The sequence below is a fragment of the Marinobacter sp. SS21 genome (genome assembly GCF_028369065.1).
Classification (GTDB): domain Bacteria; phylum Pseudomonadota; class Gammaproteobacteria; order Pseudomonadales; family Oleiphilaceae; genus Marinobacter.
The window spans coordinates 96,554-115,111 of the sequence record NZ_JAQNDA010000010.1 but is presented as its reverse complement, the minus strand read 5'-3'; the positions used below and the strand labels follow the sequence as shown (position 1 = coordinate 115,111).

The following is an 18,558-nucleotide window of genomic DNA, read 5'->3' as shown; positions in this document are numbered from 1 at the left end:
TGTGGCACGTTAGCGCATATCCGTCGGTCGGCGAGTGCGGGTCGTTGTAGTTTATGCGGGTGCGGTCGATAGACCGCCCAGCGTGTCTTCAAGCCATTGCCGAGCTGCCGGCAAGCCCGGATGTTCCTCCAATGCTGGCGGGTACACCAGCCAGATGCCCATCCCGATAGGGATGGGCCTTGCCAGCAGCGACCGCAAGCTGCCCCCATCAATGCGCTTCTGGATAATTGGCAGCAGGCCCAAGGCAACGCCGGAGCCAGCTTCTGCGGCCGCAACGGCCGAGAAGGAATCGTTGAAGAACACCTGCGGATTGGCGCTCAGGTCAATGCCCATGGCTTGGGCGGCCTGGGCCCAGTCGTCCACATGGGTGCGGCTGTGTATCAGCGTCAGTCGTGCCAGCTGATTGGTATCGGCGGGGCGCAGCGGTGCCAGGTCCGGGTCAGCGCCGTTATCCACTACCGTGACACTCAAATCACACAGCTTGTGCGCGGTGAGGCCGGGCCAGTTGCCGGGTCCCACGCGCACGGCAATGTCATCGCGCTCGGTACCCAGCTCCACCGGCAGTTCGCTGGTTTCAATACGCAGGTCGATGTTCGGATGGGCGATGTTGAAGCGGGGTAGGGCTGGAATCAGCAGGTCGTAGGCCACCAGTGTCATGGCGGAAACTCGCAATGTGGGAGTACGCAGGTCGTTGCTGATGGCGCGATGGCCATCCCGGTAGCGCCGTATGATCTCGCTGGCCAGCTCAAAATAACGCAGACCCACGCGGGTGAGTTCCACCGCGCGGGGGTGGCGAACGAACAGCGGGTGGCCAAGCAGCTGCTCCAGCCCCTTGATTTGCTGGCTGATGGCCGAGGGGGTTACATTCAGTTCCTCCGCGGCCAGTTTGAAGCTGGATAGCCGGGCGGCAGCCTCAAAGGCCGGCAGAAACTGCATTGGAGGGGGCTGACTGCGCATGGCTTTCAGTTAGTTTTTCTATGCCAAAATTCTGATGTTTGTTGACTATAAATTACATGGATAAGCTTTGCTAATCCATGGCTAAGGATAATTCGATTGTGCGGGCCTGCAAGCTAGCCTACCGTAATCCTGACGACCACCGCATAGATTGGCGGTGGGTGGTAGGGCAACAGGAGCTCGGAAGGCAGCGTTATGGCAAAGGCAGCAGCAGTGATTGTTGGGGTGGGTGACCGCCAGGGCATTGGGGCGTCGGTGGCCTGTCTGGCGGCGCGTCATGACTTGCACGTGTTTATCGCCGGGCGGACGCCGGCAAAGCTGGACACCATCGTGGCAGAGATCGAAGACGAGGGCGGTGCGGCCACTGCGGTTGCCCTGGACAGCACCTCTGCCGATGACATCGAACGCCTGTTTGCGGCGGTGGATGAGGCCGGACAGTCGCCGTCGTTGGTGGTCTACAACACCGGTCGCAACATTCCCACACCGTTTCTGGAGAGCCAGCCAGATGATGAAGACGGTCACTGGCGCCGCTGCGTCTACGGAGCCTTTCTGGTCAGCCAGCAGGCGCTGCGCCGACAGCTGGCGCGGCCGGGGTCAGAGGGCCATCGCGGCACCATTCTGTTTACAGGCGCTAGTGCGTCCCTGCGCGGCAAGCCAATGTTTGCCGGCTTCTCCGCCGCCAAGGCGGGGCTGCGCGCGATGGCACAGTCCATGGCCCGTGAGTTCAGCCCGCAGGGTATTCATGTGGGCCATGTGGTGATCGACGGCATGGTCAATGGCGCCATTGTCAAGGGGCTCGGTGGCGGGCTCGGCAAGTTTGCCCTCGGCCGCAAGGGCCCCGATGGCGCCCTGATACCCGATGAAGTAGCGAAGCAATTTTTGATGCTTCATGAACAACCGCGCAGCGCCTGGACCCATGAGCTGGATCTGCGCCCGTACAAGGAAGTGTTCTGATGGGCAAGCAGACGGATCACGACAGCGGTCTCGCACGGCAGTTTTTTGGCCGCCTCATTCGCCAGCGGTTGAACGGCCGTCGGCGAGCTCGTCGGCAACGCGAACTGCAAGCACTGAATCGCCCACGCGCGGCGTTGATTGTCGGCGCCGGCAGCCCCAATGGCATTGGCGGCGCCGTTGCCCAGCGGGCCGCCGAAGGTGGCCTGCACGTGTTTGTGGCGGGCAGAAATGTGGAAAAGATTGCCGCTACCGCGGCGCACATTGGAAACAGTGCCACCGCTGTTGTTGTGGATGCGCGCAGTACCGAGAGCATTCAGAAGGTCTTCGAACAGATTGCCTCCGACGGTTACGCCCTTGATCTGGTGGTACATAACGTGGGTACTAACCGACCGAAGCCGTTTCTGGACATCACGCCAGAGAAGTTGGAAAGCGCCTGGCTGCAGGATACCGCTTCCGGGTTTGAGGTGGCGCGCCAGGCGTTGGCCGCCATGGTGGAACAGGGTCACGGCACCTTGCTGTTTACCGGGGCGTCGGCTTCCTTGCGCGGCAAGGCGGGTTTTGCGCTCTTCGCCCAGGCCAAGGCCGGCCTGCGCATGCTGGCGCAGTCGCTGGCCCGGGAATTCGGCCCGCAAGGTATTCATGTAGCCCATGTGGTCATCGATGGGGCCGTGGATGGGGACCGGTTGCGTGATTCCGTACCCGGCTATCTGGATGCCCAGGGTGAAGATGGCGCGTTGAGTCCCACGGCAATTGCCGAAACCTACTGGCAGCTGCATCAGCAGCATCGCAGTGTGTGGACCCACGAGCTGGACCTGCGTCCATTCAAGGAAAACTGGTGAGCGCCGCTACCGATAAACAACGGGGAGAATGAATGGTGATGGCAAGCGAGATACTAATGCCGGCCATGGCGCTGGTGCTGTGGACACTGGTCATGTGGCTGTGGATGGTGGCAGGCCGCGTACGGGCGGTATCGCGCGCGGGTCAGAAACTGGATTCCACCCTAACCAACGACGAACATGCCAAGGCGTTGCCTTTGCCTGTGCGCTGGAAGCTGGATAATTACCATAACCTGCTGGAGCAGCCGATCCTGTTCTATGCCACGCTGCTGGTGCTCGCAGTGGCCGGCATTAGCGTAATGGATCTGTGGCTGGCCTGGGCCTATGTGGGCCTGCGTGTGGCGCACAGTTTCCATCAGTCGTTGCGTAATGTGATCGAAGAGCGCTTTACGATCTTCACCACTGCCTCGCTGATTCTTATCGTTCTGGCGGTGCGAGCGTTGATGGCAGTGAGCTAATGTTGGTGACTGGAAGGGGAACGCGGAGGGCAGGCTAATGAGGAAAGGGTTAATCAGTGCTGTACGTGGGCAGTTTTCCACGGCGCAGCAGCGCGAACTGGAAGCCATGGTGCGCGCGCACTATCGCACCCATGTGGGCGATGAGCGTCTGGTGGTGTTCTGGATGGAGTTCGAGCCCGACCAGATGTTCACAAATTATGCGCCCAGCCAGAGCGCCATTGTCACTCTGGAGTGCGCCAACGACTTTCCGCAGGCCAAGCGTGTTGCCATGCTCACCGCCTGCGCCAACGACTGGTGCGCGCAAACCGGCCAACATCCGGATCACCTGATGTTGGCATTGCTGGAGCAGGATCTGTTTGGCACCTTTCTGGCCAGTAATCGCGAGCGGCTGTCGGCCGCTGGTGCCATCCAGTTCTATGGAAGCGCCGCCATGCGCGCGCTGCGGGTCCGTGTCACCCGCGGAGTTTTTGCTTTTTCGGCCAACCGCTAAACGGAGAGGAAAGCCCGCTATGCCTGTTTATACCTTGGCCTGCACCCAACCCTTGCCTGTATCTGCGCGTAAGGCTGTAGCTGACATAATCACGGATGTGCATTGCGATGTAACCGGGGCGCCGCCGGAGTTTGTAAATGTGTTGTTCCTGCACGGACAGCGCACCCGTAATGGTGAGCGTCTGGCCGTGATTGGTAATGTACGCAGTGGTGGCAATCGCAACCGGGAACTGACCGACAGCCTGCAAGCCGCCATTCATGACGGGGTGGCGCAGGCGGCCGAATTGCCGGCTTCACAGGTGTCGGTACGTTTGATCGGTTTTCCCGCCAGCTGGAGCATGGAGGGTGGGGAGATCCTGCCGGAGCCGGGTGAGGAGGATGCCTGGTTGAATCGCACATCCTGATAGGCTTCACTGCTGCTGCCTGGGGTTGCATGCTGCGTGCTCACCCCCGCCAGTGTGGATCTGGGTTGACGCGGCGTTGCGCGGGCGTCCATGACCTCTGGTTACATCGACGCTCTGGAATGCCGCAAAGTCTGAAGTCAGGAGCCAAGGCGTTAAGTTTCAATCGAGATAAGTGATGAATATTGATGTTGTCGAAAAAGCAGATCACCTCAAGCTGTTAGAAATTTGGGAGGCTTCGGTCAGAGCAACCCATGATTTTTTGGCAGAGGAAGATTTGCAAGCATTAAAGCCATTGATCCTCGAACAGTATTTTTGGCGCGGTTGATCTAAGGTTCGCCAGCAGTGAAACCAGCCATTTTTGACCTGAATTCAGGGACTCAGAACTTGTGCTCTCGATAGCATACATTCACCGTTTGTCCTGAATCGCCGAAATGCTCACTCCTTTTCCGGCCTTACGACTCCTTCAGACATCCCAGTACGGTTCGTCCCCTCCAAGATATTCCAAGGCAAACTCCAGGAACACCCGCACCTTCGCCGGTAGATACTGTCGCTCGGGGAACACCGCATAAAGGGTGTGGTCGGGGATGCGGTAGTGCGGGAACAGGTCAATCAGCTGTCCCGATTTGAGTAAGGGGCCGGCGACAAAGGTTGGCAGTCGGCCGACGCCGATGCCTTCGAGGATGGCCGCCAGGATGGCTTCGCTGTTGTTGATGCGATAGGTGCCGGTCACTTCTACGGTTTCCGATGCTCCGTCGCGCTCAAACGTCCACACGTTGCTGTCCCGGGAATAGCTGAACAGAATGCAGTTGTGTTCAGTCAGTTCTGCTGGCGTTTGAGGGAGCGGCTGCTCCTTGCCGTAATCCGGTGACGCGAAGACGGCCTGTCGCAATGGCGCCAGCTTACGGGCCACAAGCGCCGAATCCGGCAGCCCTGCGAAGCCACTTCTGATCGCAATGTCGATGCCTTCGGCAACGAGGTCCACGGGACGGTCGTCCATCAGCAGCTCGATGTCGAGTTTGGGGTAGCGCTTCAGCATTTTCGGGATCAGCGGGGCAATGTGTAGCCGGCCGAAGGACATCGGGCTGCTGATCTTCAGTTTGCCCTGTGGCTCGCCCTGCAACTCCGCGACAGGCGGTGGGAAGGGGCTCTCGGGAGCGTTTTTCTACGGCCTCGTTAAATGCCTGTAATCAAAAAGTCTATCGCATTGATAATTTCATCGCGAAAAGCTTCCAGGTTTTCGATGGGACGTCTCAAAATCGATGCGGGAGCACTGGTCAGCTGATGTGTAAGTAGCGCGTATTCATTGCTGTCAATTTGAAAAATTGGACATAGACGTTCGGGTGCTTCGCTCTCAAGATTCTGCGCAGGAATTACTGGAATCACAATTCTGGAATTCAATACAGATATGAGGTCAGTTTGAACATCCAAAAAAAAATGGATATGCCTTTTTGGTGGTTTTATCTGTGTTTTCGTAGAAGGTAAATTGGCTCACTAGAAATCCCTAAATGCGTCAGAGAAAAGGCCGTTCTTTTCCACAAAGTCATTGCATGCTTCAAGGCCCTTTTTATTGGCTCTTAGCCATTCTTCAGCCTGTCGTTTACTGACTTCGGCAGCTAAAGCCTTCTCAAGTGTAGCGGATAGGTTAATATTTAGCTGCTTTGCCTTGGTAAGTAAGTCTTTGTTTAGGCTAAGGTTTGTTGGTTTCTTGGCCGCTGAATGGTCATAAATTGACTTCATGGTCAGGGTCCTCACGTGGATCATGCGTATAGTTTATGCGCATGGAATCTGCGTGGCAAATGCATTTAACAAGTGACTGTGGTGTCAATCGATATATTTAAGCCAATTTTTCCCGCCACGGTTCCTGGTTTTTTACCATGGTATTGAGCACCACAATCAGCTTTCTCATGCAGGCGATGAGGGCCACTTTCGCCAGTTTTCCCTGGGCCTTCAGGCGTTCGTGAAAGCGTTTGAATACCGGGTTGCACTGGATCGAGGAGAGCATGGCCATGAACATGACCGTGCGTATCCGGTGACGTCCGCTGCGAATGCGGCGCTTGCCTTTTAATGCTCCACTATCGCAGTTCATGGGGGCGACACCGACCAGGGGGGGGCGATCTCCTTGCGGTTCAGTTTCCCCAGATCTGGCAAGTCGCTGAGTAACGAGTAGGCGGGTACCTTGCCGACCTGTCAACAACACCCTAGTTTGACCGCATTTCATCAACCTCGATTGTCCGGCTTTCATCAGTTTTCAGTGTCCGCTTTTCGAGTGTCGGTGTCGTCAGGGACCGGCCTTCTAGACGAATTGAAGCTGGCAGTAGGGAAGGCGGGACTCAAACTGCCGGACGCATCTTGCGGATGGCGTAATGCTGGGTGCGGATGGCACCGAGGTAAGTCACCGGTTCTGTTCGGGAATCTGTGGCGTAGGCCACAGCGATGGAGTCTTTGTGCGTATCCAGGCCAATAAACACCGTGCTATGTTTTTTCATGGTGCTGCCCCCCCAATTTTACGCATGTGAACACGTAAATTATGGCTCTGGCTGAGGCTAACCCACGAGGTGGGGGTAGCCCCCTAGTGGGGAGTCATAATGTCTAGCAGTTGCACTACAGCTTACACATTTTGCAGATTGAGTAAAAAAGGAATAATTTATACTCATGGATGAGTTTGAATTCGACGAAGCCAAAAGTCAGGCCAATCTGGAAAAACACGGTATTGATTTCGTGGCCGCTCAAGAGCTATGGAAAGATCCGTATCTGCTGGAAATCCGCGCAAAATCCGATGACGAACCAAGGTTCGCGCTTATAGGCAAGATTGGTGAAAAGCATTGGTCGGCTGTCGTCACGTATAGGGAAGGTCGTATTCGTCTGATTTCAGTCAGGCGTTCCCGCAAGAAGGAGGTTGAACTCTATGAAAGCTAAAGACTTCGATAAAAAATTCGACGAAGGCAAGGAAGATATTATTGAAGGCCTTGATCTGTCCACGGCCCGTCGCGCCAACCTGGAGCAAAAGCGAATCAACGTGGACTTTCCTGCTTGGGTCGTAGAGTCGTTGGATCGTGAGGCCGCGCGTATTGGCGTTACCCGCCAATCGATCATCAAGGTGTGGCTGGTTGAGCGCCTACAAGCAGAATCTGCTAACAAGTGACTGTGGTGCCCTGCTCCGGAAGCTAAGAGCAACAACAGCCTCAAAAGACTTGCAAACATCCCTGTTTTAGTTGCACCGCTCGGCGTTTTCAGTCGCGCCTAGACCCTAAACGTCTTCCCAACCCGCGACGGATTATCCCTTTCCAGGAAATCACAGATTTCATTGCCCACCGCCGCCAGGGCTTGCAGGTTGATGCCGGTGTCGAAGCCTTCGCCGTCCAGCAGGTACAGCACATCTTCGGTGGCGACGTTGCCGGTGGCGCCGTTGGCGTAGGGGCAGCCGCCGAGGCCGGCGACGGCGCTGTCGAAGATGCGGATGCCGCGTTCCAGGGCGGCGTAGATGTTGGCCACCGCCTGGCCACGAGTGTCGTGGCAGTGCAGGGCCAGCTTTTCTACCGGTAGCAATGGCAGTACCGCATCCAGCAGGGCGTGAATCTCTTTCGGGCGGGCAACGCCGATGGTGTCGCCGAGGGAGATCTCGTCGGCGCCCAGTGCCAGCAACTGTTCCACCACCGGGGCGACCTGGGAGGGCTTGATGGCGCCCTCGTAGGGGCAGCCCACCACGCAGGAGACGTAGGCCCGCAGGCGTTTGCCCGCGGCCTTGGCGCCTTCGGCCACCGGGCGGAAGCGTTCGATGCTCTCGGCGATGGTGCAGTTGATGTTGCGCTGGGTGAAGCTTTCCGAGGCGGCGGTGAACACCGCGCAGACATCCGCGTTGGCCGCCAGGGCACCCTCCAGCCCTTTCTGGTTGGGGGTGAGCACTTCGATGGACAGGTCAGGGCGGCGCTGGATGGCGGCAATCACCTCATCGGTGTTGGCCATCTGCGGCACCCACTTGGGGGAGACGAAGCTGCCCGCCTCGATGCGGTTCAGCCCGGTTTGGGCGAGGGCGTTGAACCAGCGGGCGCGAACGTCCGCCGGAACCGGGGTGGCCTCGTTTTGCAGGCCATCCCGCAGGCCCATCTCCACCAGGGTGACGAATTCCCGGCTCATTCTGCCCCCTCCACTTCGAACTCCACCAGCACCTGGCCGGAGCCCACGCTGTCGTCCTGGTTGCAGTGCACGGCGGCGATGGTGCCTTTGACCGGGGCCCGCAGGGTGTGTTCCATCTTCATGGCTTCCAGTGCCACCAGCGCGGTGCCGGCGTCCACGGTGTCGCCCACCTGGCAGGTAACGGCAGTGATGCGGCCATGCATGGGCGCCTTGATCTGGCCATCGCCGGCGGCATCGGCGGCCTGTTCTTCAGGGTGGTTGACCAGGGCCTCCCAGTGCACCGCGTTGGCAAACACGCCGAGCCGTTCGCCGTGGACGGCCCAGCCCAGTTTGACGGTCTTGCCGTTGAGGCGGACGATCACGCCGTCGCTGTCCGAATCACGGTGCCATTTTAGGGCGATGGACTGATCCTCGCTGTCGAGCTGGACCCGGCCGTGACCGGCGGATTCCAGCCAGTAGTGCAGGGTGTCGTCTTCGCTGCCGATGCGCAGTTCGCAGCGCTGGCCTTTGGGGCCGCCGATGCGGAAGCTGTCGCCCGTTTGCCATGGCGAACCACCCGCCGACGGTAACTCGGCGGCGGTGGCGTGGTGCCAGGCCAGCCAGCTCAGGGCCATCTGTTCCCGGTGGCTGAAGGCGGGCCGGGACAGGGTGTCGACCTGCTGCTCGATGAAGTGGGTGGTCAGCTTCGCCTCGGCGAAATCCGGGTGTTCCAGAATCCGGCAGACGTAGTCGATGTTGAGGGTGACCCCCAGCGCGCGGTAGTGGGCGAGGGCGTTGACCAGTCGCTGGCGGGCTTCGTCACGGGTGTGGCCGTGGACGATGACCTTGGCCAGCATGGGGTCGTACCAGGGAGTGATTTCCTGACCCTGGCTGACGCCGGAATCCACCCGCACACCGGGCAGTCCGTCAGGCTCGCTGAGGCTGAACAGGGTGCCGGTCACCGGCAGGAAGTCGTTGTCCGGGTCTTCTGCATAGACCCGCGCCTCCATGGCATGGCCGCTGTAGTGCAGGGTTTCCTGGGTCCAGGGCAGGGTTTCGCCCTGGGCGACTTTGAGCTGCCATTCCACCAGGTCGAGGCCGGTGATCAGCTCGGTCACCGGGTGCTCCACCTGCAGGCGGGTGTTCATTTCCATGAAGTAGAAGCCGGCGCCAGGCTCGTACAGGAACTCGACGGTGCCCGCGCCGACATAACCGATCGCCTCGCCACAACGGACCGCCGCTTCGCCCATCTCCGTGCGGACCTCGTCCGGGATGTTGGGCGCCGGGGCTTCCTCGATGATCTTCTGGTGACGGCGCTGCACCGAGCAGTCCCGGTCAAACAGGTAGCGACCGTTGCCGTGCTTGTCGAACATCACCTGGACCTCGACGTGGCGGGGATTTTCCAGGTAACGCTCGATCAGCAGGTGGGGGTCGCCAAAGCTGGAGCTGGCCTCACGCTGGGCGGCGGCGACGGCGTCGTTGACCTCGGCCAGGCTGCGGACCACCCGCATGCCCTTGCCGCCACCCCCGGCGCTGGCTTTGATCAGCAGCGGGAAGCCGGTTTTCTCGGCCTCCTGATGAAAGCGCTCGGAGTTTTGGTCGTCACCGTGGTAACCGGGCACTAACGGTACGCCGGCCTGCTCCATCAGCGCCTTGGCGGCACTCTTGGAGCCCATGGCGGCGATGGCGTTGGCGGGTGGCCCGACAAAGTGGATACCTTCGGCTTCGCAACGCTCTGCCAATTCGGTGTTCTCGGACAGGAAGCCGTAGCCGGGGTGGATGGCGTTGGCGCCGGTTTCCTTCGCGGCATCGAGAATGTGGTCCACCTTGAGGTAGCTTTCCGATGCGGCGGCGGGGCCGATGCAGATGGCTTCGTCGGCGAAATCCACGAACGGCGCCCGGGCGTCGGCCTCGGAATACACCGCCACGCAGCGGATGCCCATGGCCTGGGCGGTCTTCATGATCCGCAGCGCAATCTCGCCGCGGTTGGCCACCAGCAGGGTATGAATCGGGTTATTGCTCATGGGGTTACTCCTGAATCCAGCTGGGGGCGCGCTTTTCCAGGAAGGCCGTCAGCCCCTCCTGGCCTTCATCGCTGGTGCGCAATCGGGCGATCAGATCGGCGGTGTAGCGAATCAGTTCTTCATCCGGCTGGTCATGGCCGGTACGGGCAATCAGTTCTTTGCAGGCGCCGAGGGCCTGGGGGCTGTTCTTTAACAGCCGATCGACGAGGCCATTGAGGCTCTCGTCCAGCTGCTGCGCCGGCACGGTCTCGTGCACCAGGCCCAGGGTCTCGGCCTTGTGGGCGCTGATCTCCTCGGCGGAAAGGAAATAACGGCGGGCCTGGCGGGCGCCGATGACCCGGATCACGTAGGGGCCGATGGCGGCGGGGGCCAGTCCCAGTCTCGCCTCGCTGAGACAGAAACGGGCGTCGTCGCTGGCAATGGCCATGTCACAGGCGCTCACCAATCCCACCGCGCCACCAAAGGCCGCGCCCTGGACCCGGGCAAGGGTGGGTTTCGGCGACAGATCGATGGCCTTGAGCATGCCGGCGAGGGCGCGGGCGTCCTCGCGGTTTTCCTCAGCGCTGAGGGTGGCGGTGTGCTTCATCCAGTTGAGGTCGGCCCCGGCGGAAAAATGCTTGCCGTCGCCGGCCAGCACGATCACCCGGCAGGCCGGATCGTCCGAGGCCTGTTTCACCGCCTCGGTGAGGGCGTGGATGATGTCGGCATCAAAGGCGTTGCGTTTGTCCGGACGGTTCAGGGTAATCCGTGTGACGCCCCGGGCATCGGTTTCATAACGTACGGCGTTTGTGGTCATATCGTCAGCCTCCATCACATTCTGAAAATGCCGAAGCGGGTTTCTTCGGGCGGTGCGTTGAGGGCGGCAGACAGGCTCAGGCCCAGCACCCGGCGGGTATCGGCCGGATCGATGATGCCGTCGTCCCACAGTCGCGCGCTGGCATAGTAGGGGCTGGACTGGTGTTCGAACTGGTCGATCACCGGCTGCTTGAAGGCCTGTTCCTCGTCCTGGGACCAGCTGCCGCCCTGGCGCTCGATGCCGGCGCGCTTGACGTCGGCCAGTACCCCAGCGGCCTGCTCGCCGCCCATCACCGCGATGCGGGCGTTGGGCCACATGAACATGAAGCGGGGCTTGTAGGCGCGGCCACACATGCCGTAGTTGCCGGCACCGAAGCTGCCACCGATCACCACGGTGAGCTTGGGTACCCGGGCGCAGGCCACGGCGGTCACCATCTTGGCGCCGTGTTTGGCGATGCCCTCGTGCTCGGCGTCCTTACCCACCATGAACCCGGTGATGTTCTGCAGGAAAATCAGCGGAATGCCACGCTGGCTGCACAGCTCGATAAAGTGGGCGCCCTTCTGGGCCGACTCGGAGAACAGGATGCCGTTGTTGGCGACGATGCCCACCGGCATGCCGTAGAGGTGGCCGAAGCCGCAGATCAGTGACTTGCCGTAGTTGGCCTTGAACTCGTCGAACTCGGAGCCGTCCACCAGCCGGGCGATCACTTCCTTGACGTCATAGGGCGTACGCAGGTCGCTGGGGAGCAGCCCGTACAGGTCGTCCGCCGGGTACAGTGGCTCCACAGGCTCCCGCAGGGCCATGTGGTCCGGGCGTTTGTAGTTGAGATTGGCGATGCAGCGACGGGCCCGCTCCAGGGCCTCTGCCTCGGTGCTGGCGTAGTGGTCGGCCACCCCGGAAATGCCGGTGTGGACGTCGGCGCCCCCCAGCTCCTCGGCACTGACGGTCTCGCCGGTGGCGGCCTTCACCAGCGGCGGGCCGGCCAGGAAGATGGAGCTCTGGCCCTTCACCATGATGCTCTCGTCCGCCATCGCCGGCACGTAGGCGCCACCGGCGGTGCACAGGCCCAGCACCACCGCGATCTGGGCGATGCCCTTGGCGGACATGTTGGCCTGGCGGTAGAAGATATGGCCGAAATGCTCGGCGTCCGGGAATACCTCGTCCTGCTGGGGCAGGTTGGCACCGCCGGAATCCACCAGGTAGATGCAGGGCAGGTGGTTTTCCTCGGCGATGGTCTGGGCGCGGATGTGCTTCTTCACCGTCAGCGGGTAGTAGGTTCCGCCCTTCACGGTGGAGTCGTTGGCGACGATCATGCACTCAATGCCGTGGACCCGGCCGATACCGGCCACCACACCGGCGGCGGGAACGTGGTCGTCGTAGACGCCTTCCGCCGCAAAGGTGCCGATCTCCAGGAACGGCGAGCCGGGGTCCAGCACCCGTTGGATGCGGTCCCGGGGCAACAGCTTGCCGCGGTCGGTGTGACGCTTCTGGGCCTTCTCACCACCGCCCTGGGCGATGGCGTCGAAGCGTGTACGAAGCTCGTCCACCAGCCCCAGCATGTGCTCGCGGCGCTGGCGGAATTCTTCGGAGTTGGGTTGTACTTGGGTATGGAGAATAGCCATAACAAAAAGCCTCTGCCGTTAGCAGGGTGAAAATCAGCCGCGTAGGATGCCGGTGAGTGAAACGAACCGCATCGGTGCCAGTGTCGGCGGCCACCTTGAGTGATGCGGTTCGGCTGCGCCTCACCGCATCCTACGAACGAATCTATCCGGTTTTTAAACCCTTAGCGGGATTCCTTGAACAGTTCGCGACCGATCAGCATGCGGCGGATCTCCTGGGTGCCGGCGCCGATCTCGTAGAGCTTGGCGTCCCGCAGCAGGCGGCCAGTGGCGAATTCGTTGATGTAGCCGTTACCGCCGAGAATCTGGATCGCTTCCAGGGCCATCTTGGTGGCGCGCTCGGAGGTGTAGAGGATGGCGCCGGCAGCGTCCTTGCGGGTGGTCTCGCCACGGTCGCAGGCCTGGGCCACGCCATAGAGATAGGCGCGGCAGGCGGCCAGTTCGGTGTACATGTCCGCCAGTTTGCCCTGGATCAGCTGGAACTCGCCGATGGGCTGGTCGAACTGCTTACGCTCGTGGACGTAGGGCACCACGATGTCCATGCAGGCCTGCATGATGCCGACAGGTCCGCCGGACAGCACCACCCGCTCGTAGTCGAGGCCGGACATCAGTACCTTCACGCCCTGGTTCTCGCCGCCCAGCACGTTCTCCTCCGGAATCTCCACGTCCTGGAAGATCAGCTCGCAGGTGTTGGAACCGCGCATGCCCAGCTTGTCCAGCTTGGGTCCGCGGGAGAAGCCCTTCCAGTCGCGCTCGACGATGAAGGCGGTGATGCCGTGGGGGCCCTTGCTCACGTCGGTCTTGGCGTAGATGACGTAGGTGTTGGCGTCAGGGCCGTTGGTGATCCACATCTTGCTGCCGTTGAGGATGTAACGGTCGCCCTTCTTGTCGGCGCGCAGTTTCATGCTCACCACGTCGGAGCCGGCGTTGGGCTCACTCATGGCGAGGGCGCCGATGTGCTCACCGGTCACCAGCTTGGGCAGGTACTTGGCCTTCTGCTCGGCGGTGCCGTTGCGGTGGATCTGGTTGACGCAGAGGTTGGAGTGGGCACCGTAGCTCAAGCCGATGCTGGCGGAGGCGCGGCTGATTTCTTCCATCGCCACCACGTGGGCCAGGTAGCCCATGGCGCTGCCACCGTACTCCTCGCTCACGGTCATGCCCAGCAGGCCCATCTCGCCCAGGCGTGGCCACAGTTCGTTGGGGAACTGGTTGTCCTTGTCGGTCTTCTCGGCCAGCGGCGCGATCTGGTCGGCGGCGAACTGGTTGATCTGGTCCCGCAGCATGTCGGTGGTTTCGCCGAGATTGAAGTTCAGGGAGGTGTATTGGCTTTTCATCTTTGTGCTCCGTTTTCCACCCCAATGGGCGGGAATCTTGTTGTGATTTGGGGTTACAGGCTCAGCTCTTCGATGCTGATTTCGCGCATCTTGAATTTCTGGATCTTGCCGGTGACGGTCATCGGGAACTCGTCCACCAGCCGGAAGTACTTCGGCACCTTGAAATGGGCGATGTTGGCCTTGCAGAACGCCCGCAACTCGTCTTCGCTGATGTCCTGGCCGTCCACCAGCTTGACCCAGGCCATCACTTCCTCACCGAACTTGTCATCGGGTACGCCGATCACCTGGGCGTCGGACACCGCCGGGTGGGTGTAGAGGAATTCCTCGATCTCCCGCGGGTAGATGTTCTCGCCACCGCGAATGATCATGTCCTTGATGCGGCCAACGATGGCGACGTAGCCCTCGTCGTCCATGGTGGCGAGGTCACCGGTGTGCATCCAGCGGTTGCTGTCGATGGCCTTGGCGGTGGCCTCGTCGTTGTTCCAGTAGCCCAGCATCACGCTGTAGCCACGGGTGCAGAGTTCGCCTTTTTCGCCCTCGGGCACGACGGCGCCAGCGGCCGGGTCGACGATCTTCACTTCCAGGTGGGGGTGAATGGTGCCGACGGTGGTGACGCGCTTCTCCAGCGGTGCGGTGGGCTCGGTCTGCAGGCTCACCGGGCTGGTTTCGGTCATGCCGTAGCAGATGGTGACGTCACGCATGTGCATCTTGTCGATGACCTGCTTCATCACTTCCACCGGGCAGTTGGAGCCGGCCATGATGCCGGTACGCAGGGTGGCGAGGTCGAAGCTGGCGAACTGCGGGTGCTCCAGCTCGGCGATGAACATGGTCGGCACGCCATACAGGGCGGTGGCCTTTTCCTGTTCCACCGCCTTCAGGGTGGCTTCCGGCTCGAAGCCGGCGGACGGGTAGATCATCGCCGCGCCATGGGTGATACAACCGAGGTTACCCATCACCATGCCGAAGCAGTGATACAGCGGCACGGGAATCACCAGCCGGTCCCGTTCGGAGAAGTTCATCCGTCGTGCCACGAACAGCCCGTTGTTGAGGATGTTGTGGTGGGACAGGGTGGCGCCCTTGGGCGCACCGGTGGTGCCGGAGGTGTACTGGATGTTGATCGGGTCGTCGAACTGCAGCCCCTGCTGGCGGGCCTGGAAGTTGGCGTCGCTGGTGGAACTCGCCTGCGCCAGCAGCTCGTCCCAGTGCAGCATGCCCGGCACCTTGTGGGCGGCATCCAGGCACACGACGTTCTTCAGCTCCGGCAGCTTGTCGCTGGCCAGGGGGCCATCCAGCTCGCGGCTCAGTGCCGGGACCAGTTCCGTGGTCATGGCGACGTAGTCGGAGGTCTTGAACTGGCCCTGCAGGATCAGTGTCGAGGTGCCGGAATGCTTGAGGGCGTACTCTACCTCGTGCAGGCGATAGCTGGGGTTGATGTTGACCAGGATGGCGCCAATCTTGGCGGTGGCGAACTGGGTGATACACCACTCGGCGCAGTTGGGGGACCAGATGCCGACCCGGTCGCCTTTCTCGACGCCCAGGGCCATCAGGGCCTTGGCAGCCTGATCGACCGCGGCCTGCAACTCGCGGTAGCTGTAACGCAGATCCTGATGGTGGACGATCAGCGCATCGCTGTCCGGAACCCGGCTGACGGTCCGGTCAAAGGCCTCGCCGATGGTCATGCCCAGTAGGGGTGTTTCGCTGATGCCGCTTACGTAGCTGTTCTTCGTTGCCATAACCCACCTTGCTTGTGTTTGTTTTGGTTGGTTCGAGCACTGCGCAAATTGTTTTCGTGATCGTTATCGATATAGGTGTTTCTCGTGTCGTCAGGACTCCAGCTCCCGCAGCGCCTCCTGACACCGTTCTTCCGCTGCGTCCAGTTCGTTCTGCATGACCTGGATATCCGCCAGCTGTTGCTCCAGCGCCACCCGGCTTTGCTGAATCTTGGCCCGCAGGGCGTGCAGCTGCTTGGCGTTGTCCGAGGTTGGATCGTACATCTCGATCAATTCCCTGGACTCTGCGAGGCTGAAGCCTAGCCGCTTGCCTCGAAGGATCAGCTTGAGCTTGACCCGGTCTTCGTCGCTGTAGATTCGGGTCTGACCGTTACGCTCCGGCTCCAGCATGCCCGCTTCCTCATAGAACCGGATGGTGCGGGTGGTGATGTCAAACTCCCTGGCGAGGTCGCTGATGGAGTAGGTGCGGGCTTTGGTCATCTCATTCATGGGGATTGCTCAAGTTGACGTTAACGTAAAGGTAACTCTGGTGGCCGACCTCGTCAATGGGTTTGTGATCAGGTTTTAGCCAAAGGTCGAAGGGGAGTGGGTGGGCGTTGGTCTAGGCAATAACCCTTACCTGCGAAGCTGTGAGTTCAGCCTGTTTCCAGCCGCTGCTAGACTTGCGGGCCTTCCCGTTGCCCATTCTGGAGTTCCGATGGCCGCCGCACTGGCATTGCTGTACAAGATGCTTCCCCTCTATGTCACCGTGGCCCTGGGCTGGATTGCCGGGCGTTACCTGGACGCGAGCGGGCGCCATATCGCCGGCATTATGCTGTACATCGTCACGCCTTCGGTGGTGTTTTCGGGGGTGATGAGTGCGCCGCTGTCGGCGGAAGTGATCCTGCTGCCGTTCCTCACCTTTGGCCTCAGTACCTTGATCGCACTGGTCCATCGTGCCCTTGGCCGACGCTGGATTCATGATGACAGCATCAACATCGTGCCGCTGTCCACCGGTACCGGCAACACCGGCTATTTCGGTATTCCGGTGGCGCTGTTGCTGTTCGGTCAGGAGGGGCTGGGGCTGTACATCGTCGCGATGCTGGGCACCACCCTGTTCGAGACCTCGGTGGGCTTCTACCTGGCGGCGCGGGGGCGGGAAGGGGTGAAAGAGTGCCTTCTGCGGGTGGCCAGGCTGCCTTCGGTCTATGCCTTTGCGCTGGCGGTGGTGCTGAATCTGTCCGGGCTGAGCATTCCTCTGGTCTTTGAACCGCTGTTCGACAATCTGCGCGGCGCCTACAGCATTTTCGGCATGATGATCATCGGCATGGGCATCGTCAGCTTCCGGGGACTGGCGGGGAACTGGCGCTTCACATGGCTGTCGTTCTTCGGCAAATTCGTCAGTTGGCCGCTGGTGGCGCTGTTGTTCTGGTGGCTGGACAGTCAATGGCTGGGGCTCTATAGCTTGGACGTTCATCAGGCGCTGTTCCTGGTGTCCATCACCCCCATTGCCGCCAACACCGTGGTGATCGCCACCCTGTTGGACACCGCACCCAGGCAGGCCGCGGGGACAGCGCTGCTGAGTACGTTGTTTGCCTTGATCTACATCCCGATCATGGTGTCGATCTTTCTCTAACCTATCACTGATGTTAGATCGCGTTCAGGAGGTACAGGCCTTGGCCTCGGCGATGTCACTGCGGGCGTGGCCGACGATGCTGAGCCCCGAGTGGATGGCCAAGCTGCCCATGATGGCGGCGACCGCCAGATCCGGCCAGGCGGTGCCGGTCCCGAATACCCCCACAGCCGCCAGCATCACAGCAATATTGCCGAGGGCGTCGTTGCGGCTACACAGCCACACCGACCGCATGTTGGCATCGCCAGTGCGATGGGCGAACAGCAACAGCGCTACCGCCACGTTGGCGACCAGCGCCAGGGCGCCCACGGTGCCCATGGTCAGCGGTTCCGGCGTGATGCCGCTGTGCAGGTTCCAGCCCGCCTTGGCGAGCACGACCACACCGAATACCAGCATGGTGGTGCCTTTGATCAGCGCTGCCCGGCCCCGCCACAGCAGTCCCATCGAGAGCACGTAGAGTGACAGCGCGTAGTTGGCGGAGTCGGCGAAAAAGTCCACCGCATCGGCAAGCAGGGCCACCGAGCCAGACGCGATGCTGGCGGCGAACTCCAGCAGGAACATCCCCAGGTTGACCCAGAGCGCAATCCACAGTGCCCGCCGGAAACGGGGATCCACCGACTGCTGGCCATGGGATGCGGACGCACAGCAATGACCTGACATAAACCACTCCTTTTTTGCATGCCCCGTTTTGGGTTGGGGCTGGTATTGGTCGATGGGGTCATTTAAAAGCCTGTAGTAGCTACAGGGTCAAGCGTTGAGCTTTGCTGTTCGTTATCGCCTCAATGGGAGCCTGGAATATGGTTGTCCGGGTTCAGTGTGCGTTGGGGTTTGCCGTTCTGCTTGAGGGTATTGAGAATGCCGCACTCGCTGACCTGGCCCTCGCTGGCGCAGGCGGCGCGCAGGGCCTGCATTTCCTGCTGCAGATCCTGCAGTTCGGCAATGCGCTGCCGGACATGGTCGAGATGATGTTCCAGCAGTTGGTCGACTCCCTGGCAACCGGCTTCCGGCTGGTTCATCAGTCCGATCAGCTGGCGAATCTCGTCCTGGGCCATGTCCAGGTTGCGGCAGCGCTTGATGAACAGTAGCCGGCGGAGGTGGTCCTGGCTGTAATGGCGGTAACCGCTGGCCTCTCGCTCGGGCGCCGGCAACAGGTCAATTTTTTCGTAGTAGCGGATGGTTTCAACCGCCACCCCGGTCTGTTTCGATACCTGGCCGATTTTCATGGCTTCCGTCCT

The 18,558-nt window shown here is 60.9% G+C and carries 24 protein-coding genes; 9 read left to right on the top strand and 15 right to left on the bottom strand.

Annotated features, from left to right (window positions below; translation table 11 throughout):
• Positions 1-51 precede the first annotated feature (51 nt).
• Complete coding sequence (locus N6L25_RS14045; protein ID WP_271981465.1) at positions 52-957, bottom strand: LysR substrate-binding domain-containing protein; 906 nt, start codon at positions 955-957, stop codon at positions 52-54.
• Between the two features lie 192 nt (positions 958-1,149).
• On the opposite strand from N6L25_RS14045, the gene N6L25_RS14040 reads away from it, so the two are divergent.
• The 6 genes from N6L25_RS14040 (at position 1,150) to N6L25_RS14015 (ending at position 4,420) form a co-directional block, all read left to right on the top strand.
• Positions 1,150-1,908 (top strand): SDR family NAD(P)-dependent oxidoreductase, encoded by a 759-nt coding sequence (locus N6L25_RS14040; RefSeq protein WP_271981462.1) that lies wholly within the window; start codon positions 1,150-1,152, stop codon positions 1,906-1,908.
• Positions 1,908-2,747: an SDR family NAD(P)-dependent oxidoreductase gene (locus N6L25_RS14035; protein WP_271981460.1), complete on the top strand. Its 840-nt coding sequence runs from the start codon at positions 1,908-1,910 to the stop codon at positions 2,745-2,747. Before N6L25_RS14040 ends, N6L25_RS14035 begins: the two co-directional genes overlap by 1 nt.
• A gap of 38 nt (positions 2,748-2,785) precedes the next feature.
• On the top strand, positions 2,786-3,202 hold the full coding sequence (locus N6L25_RS14030; protein WP_271981458.1) for an MAPEG family protein: 417 nt from the start codon (positions 2,786-2,788) through the stop codon (positions 3,200-3,202).
• A 37-nt stretch (positions 3,203-3,239) separates the two neighbouring features.
• Entirely contained in the window at positions 3,240-3,692 is a 453-nt protein-coding gene (locus N6L25_RS14025; protein ID WP_271981456.1) for a hypothetical protein, read from the top strand.
• 19 nt (positions 3,693-3,711) lie between these two features.
• On the top strand, positions 3,712-4,095 hold the full coding sequence (locus N6L25_RS14020; protein ID WP_271981454.1) for a tautomerase family protein: 384 nt from the start codon (positions 3,712-3,714) through the stop codon (positions 4,093-4,095).
• 175 nt (positions 4,096-4,270) lie between these two features.
• Positions 4,271-4,420 (top strand): hypothetical protein, encoded by a 150-nt coding sequence (locus tag N6L25_RS14015; RefSeq protein ID WP_271981452.1) that lies wholly within the window; start codon positions 4,271-4,273, stop codon positions 4,418-4,420.
• Positions 4,421-4,558: 138 nt separating this feature from the next.
• Here N6L25_RS14015 and N6L25_RS14010 read toward each other — a convergent pair whose 3' ends face one another.
• The 5 genes from N6L25_RS14010 to N6L25_RS13995 all read right to left on the bottom strand — a co-directional run bounded on the left by N6L25_RS14010 (position 4,559) and on the right by N6L25_RS13995 (position 6,581).
• Positions 4,559-5,215, bottom strand: coding sequence for a substrate binding domain-containing protein (locus N6L25_RS14010; protein WP_271981449.1), 657 nt, complete (start codon positions 5,213-5,215; stop codon positions 4,559-4,561).
• Positions 5,216-5,268: 53 nt separating this feature from the next.
• A complete protein-coding gene (locus N6L25_RS17730; RefSeq protein ID WP_442915251.1) occupies positions 5,269-5,535 on the bottom strand; it encodes a CcdB family protein in 267 nt (88 codons plus the stop codon).
• A 51-nt stretch (positions 5,536-5,586) separates the two neighbouring features.
• Positions 5,587-5,832, bottom strand: coding sequence for a type II toxin-antitoxin system CcdA family antitoxin (locus N6L25_RS14005; RefSeq protein WP_271981447.1), 246 nt, complete (start codon positions 5,830-5,832; stop codon positions 5,587-5,589).
• Positions 5,833-5,929: 97 nt separating this feature from the next.
• Entirely contained in the window at positions 5,930-6,313 is a 384-nt protein-coding gene (locus tag N6L25_RS14000) for a transposase (RefSeq protein ID WP_442915250.1), read from the bottom strand.
• Between the two features lie 112 nt (positions 6,314-6,425).
• Positions 6,426-6,581, bottom strand: coding sequence for a hypothetical protein (locus tag N6L25_RS13995; RefSeq protein ID WP_271981445.1), 156 nt, complete (start codon positions 6,579-6,581; stop codon positions 6,426-6,428).
• A gap of 166 nt (positions 6,582-6,747) precedes the next feature.
• On the opposite strand from N6L25_RS13995, the gene N6L25_RS13990 reads away from it, so the two are divergent.
• Positions 6,748-7,011 (top strand): BrnT family toxin, encoded by a 264-nt coding sequence (locus N6L25_RS13990; protein WP_271981443.1) that lies wholly within the window; start codon positions 6,748-6,750, stop codon positions 7,009-7,011.
• Entirely contained in the window at positions 7,001-7,237 is a 237-nt protein-coding gene (brnA, locus tag N6L25_RS13985; RefSeq protein ID WP_271981441.1) for a type II toxin-antitoxin system BrnA family antitoxin, read from the top strand. Before N6L25_RS13990 ends, brnA begins: the two co-directional genes overlap by 11 nt.
• A 98-nt stretch (positions 7,238-7,335) precedes the next feature.
• Here brnA and N6L25_RS13980 read toward each other — a convergent pair whose 3' ends face one another.
• The 7 genes from N6L25_RS13980 to N6L25_RS13950 all read right to left on the bottom strand — a co-directional run bounded on the left by N6L25_RS13980 (position 7,336) and on the right by N6L25_RS13950 (position 16,200).
• Entirely contained in the window at positions 7,336-8,229 is an 894-nt protein-coding gene (locus N6L25_RS13980; protein WP_271981439.1) for a hydroxymethylglutaryl-CoA lyase, read from the bottom strand.
• Complete coding sequence (locus N6L25_RS13975; protein ID WP_271981437.1) at positions 8,226-10,232, bottom strand: acetyl/propionyl/methylcrotonyl-CoA carboxylase subunit alpha; 2,007 nt, start codon at positions 10,230-10,232, stop codon at positions 8,226-8,228. The genes N6L25_RS13980 and N6L25_RS13975 overlap by 4 nt, the downstream gene beginning before the upstream one ends.
• Before the next feature lie 4 nt (positions 10,233-10,236).
• On the bottom strand, positions 10,237-11,028 hold the full coding sequence (locus N6L25_RS13970) for an enoyl-CoA hydratase/isomerase family protein (RefSeq protein ID WP_271981435.1): 792 nt from the start codon (positions 11,026-11,028) through the stop codon (positions 10,237-10,239).
• A gap of 14 nt (positions 11,029-11,042) precedes the next feature.
• A complete protein-coding gene (locus N6L25_RS13965; protein WP_271981433.1) occupies positions 11,043-12,650 on the bottom strand; it encodes a carboxyl transferase domain-containing protein in 1,608 nt (535 codons plus the stop codon).
• Between the two features lie 161 nt (positions 12,651-12,811).
• Positions 12,812-13,981, bottom strand: coding sequence for an isovaleryl-CoA dehydrogenase (locus tag N6L25_RS13960; protein ID WP_271981432.1), 1,170 nt, complete (start codon positions 13,979-13,981; stop codon positions 12,812-12,814).
• A 53-nt stretch (positions 13,982-14,034) separates the two neighbouring features.
• Positions 14,035-15,714: an AMP-binding protein gene (locus N6L25_RS13955; protein WP_271981429.1), complete on the bottom strand. Its 1,680-nt coding sequence runs from the start codon at positions 15,712-15,714 to the stop codon at positions 14,035-14,037.
• 90 nt (positions 15,715-15,804) lie between these two features.
• A complete protein-coding gene (locus N6L25_RS13950) occupies positions 15,805-16,200 on the bottom strand; it encodes a MerR family transcriptional regulator (RefSeq protein WP_271981427.1) in 396 nt (131 codons plus the stop codon).
• A 208-nt stretch (positions 16,201-16,408) separates the two neighbouring features.
• On the opposite strand from N6L25_RS13950, the gene N6L25_RS13945 reads away from it, so the two are divergent.
• Positions 16,409-17,326 carry an AEC family transporter gene (locus N6L25_RS13945; RefSeq protein ID WP_271981425.1) on the top strand — a complete coding sequence of 306 codons (918 nt, stop codon included), beginning with the start codon at positions 16,409-16,411 and terminating at the stop codon, positions 17,324-17,326.
• Between the two features lie 24 nt (positions 17,327-17,350).
• On the opposite strand, the gene N6L25_RS13940 is transcribed toward N6L25_RS13945, so the two are convergent.
• Both N6L25_RS13940 and cadR read right to left on the bottom strand, forming a co-directional pair.
• Positions 17,351-17,983: a cation transporter gene (locus N6L25_RS13940; RefSeq protein ID WP_271981423.1), complete on the bottom strand. Its 633-nt coding sequence runs from the start codon at positions 17,981-17,983 to the stop codon at positions 17,351-17,353.
• Positions 17,984-18,102: 119 nt separating this feature from the next.
• Positions 18,103-18,546, bottom strand: coding sequence for a Cd(II)/Pb(II)-responsive transcriptional regulator (gene cadR / locus N6L25_RS13935; protein ID WP_271981421.1), 444 nt, complete (start codon positions 18,544-18,546; stop codon positions 18,103-18,105).
• Between the last annotated feature and the right edge of the window lie 12 nt (positions 18,547-18,558).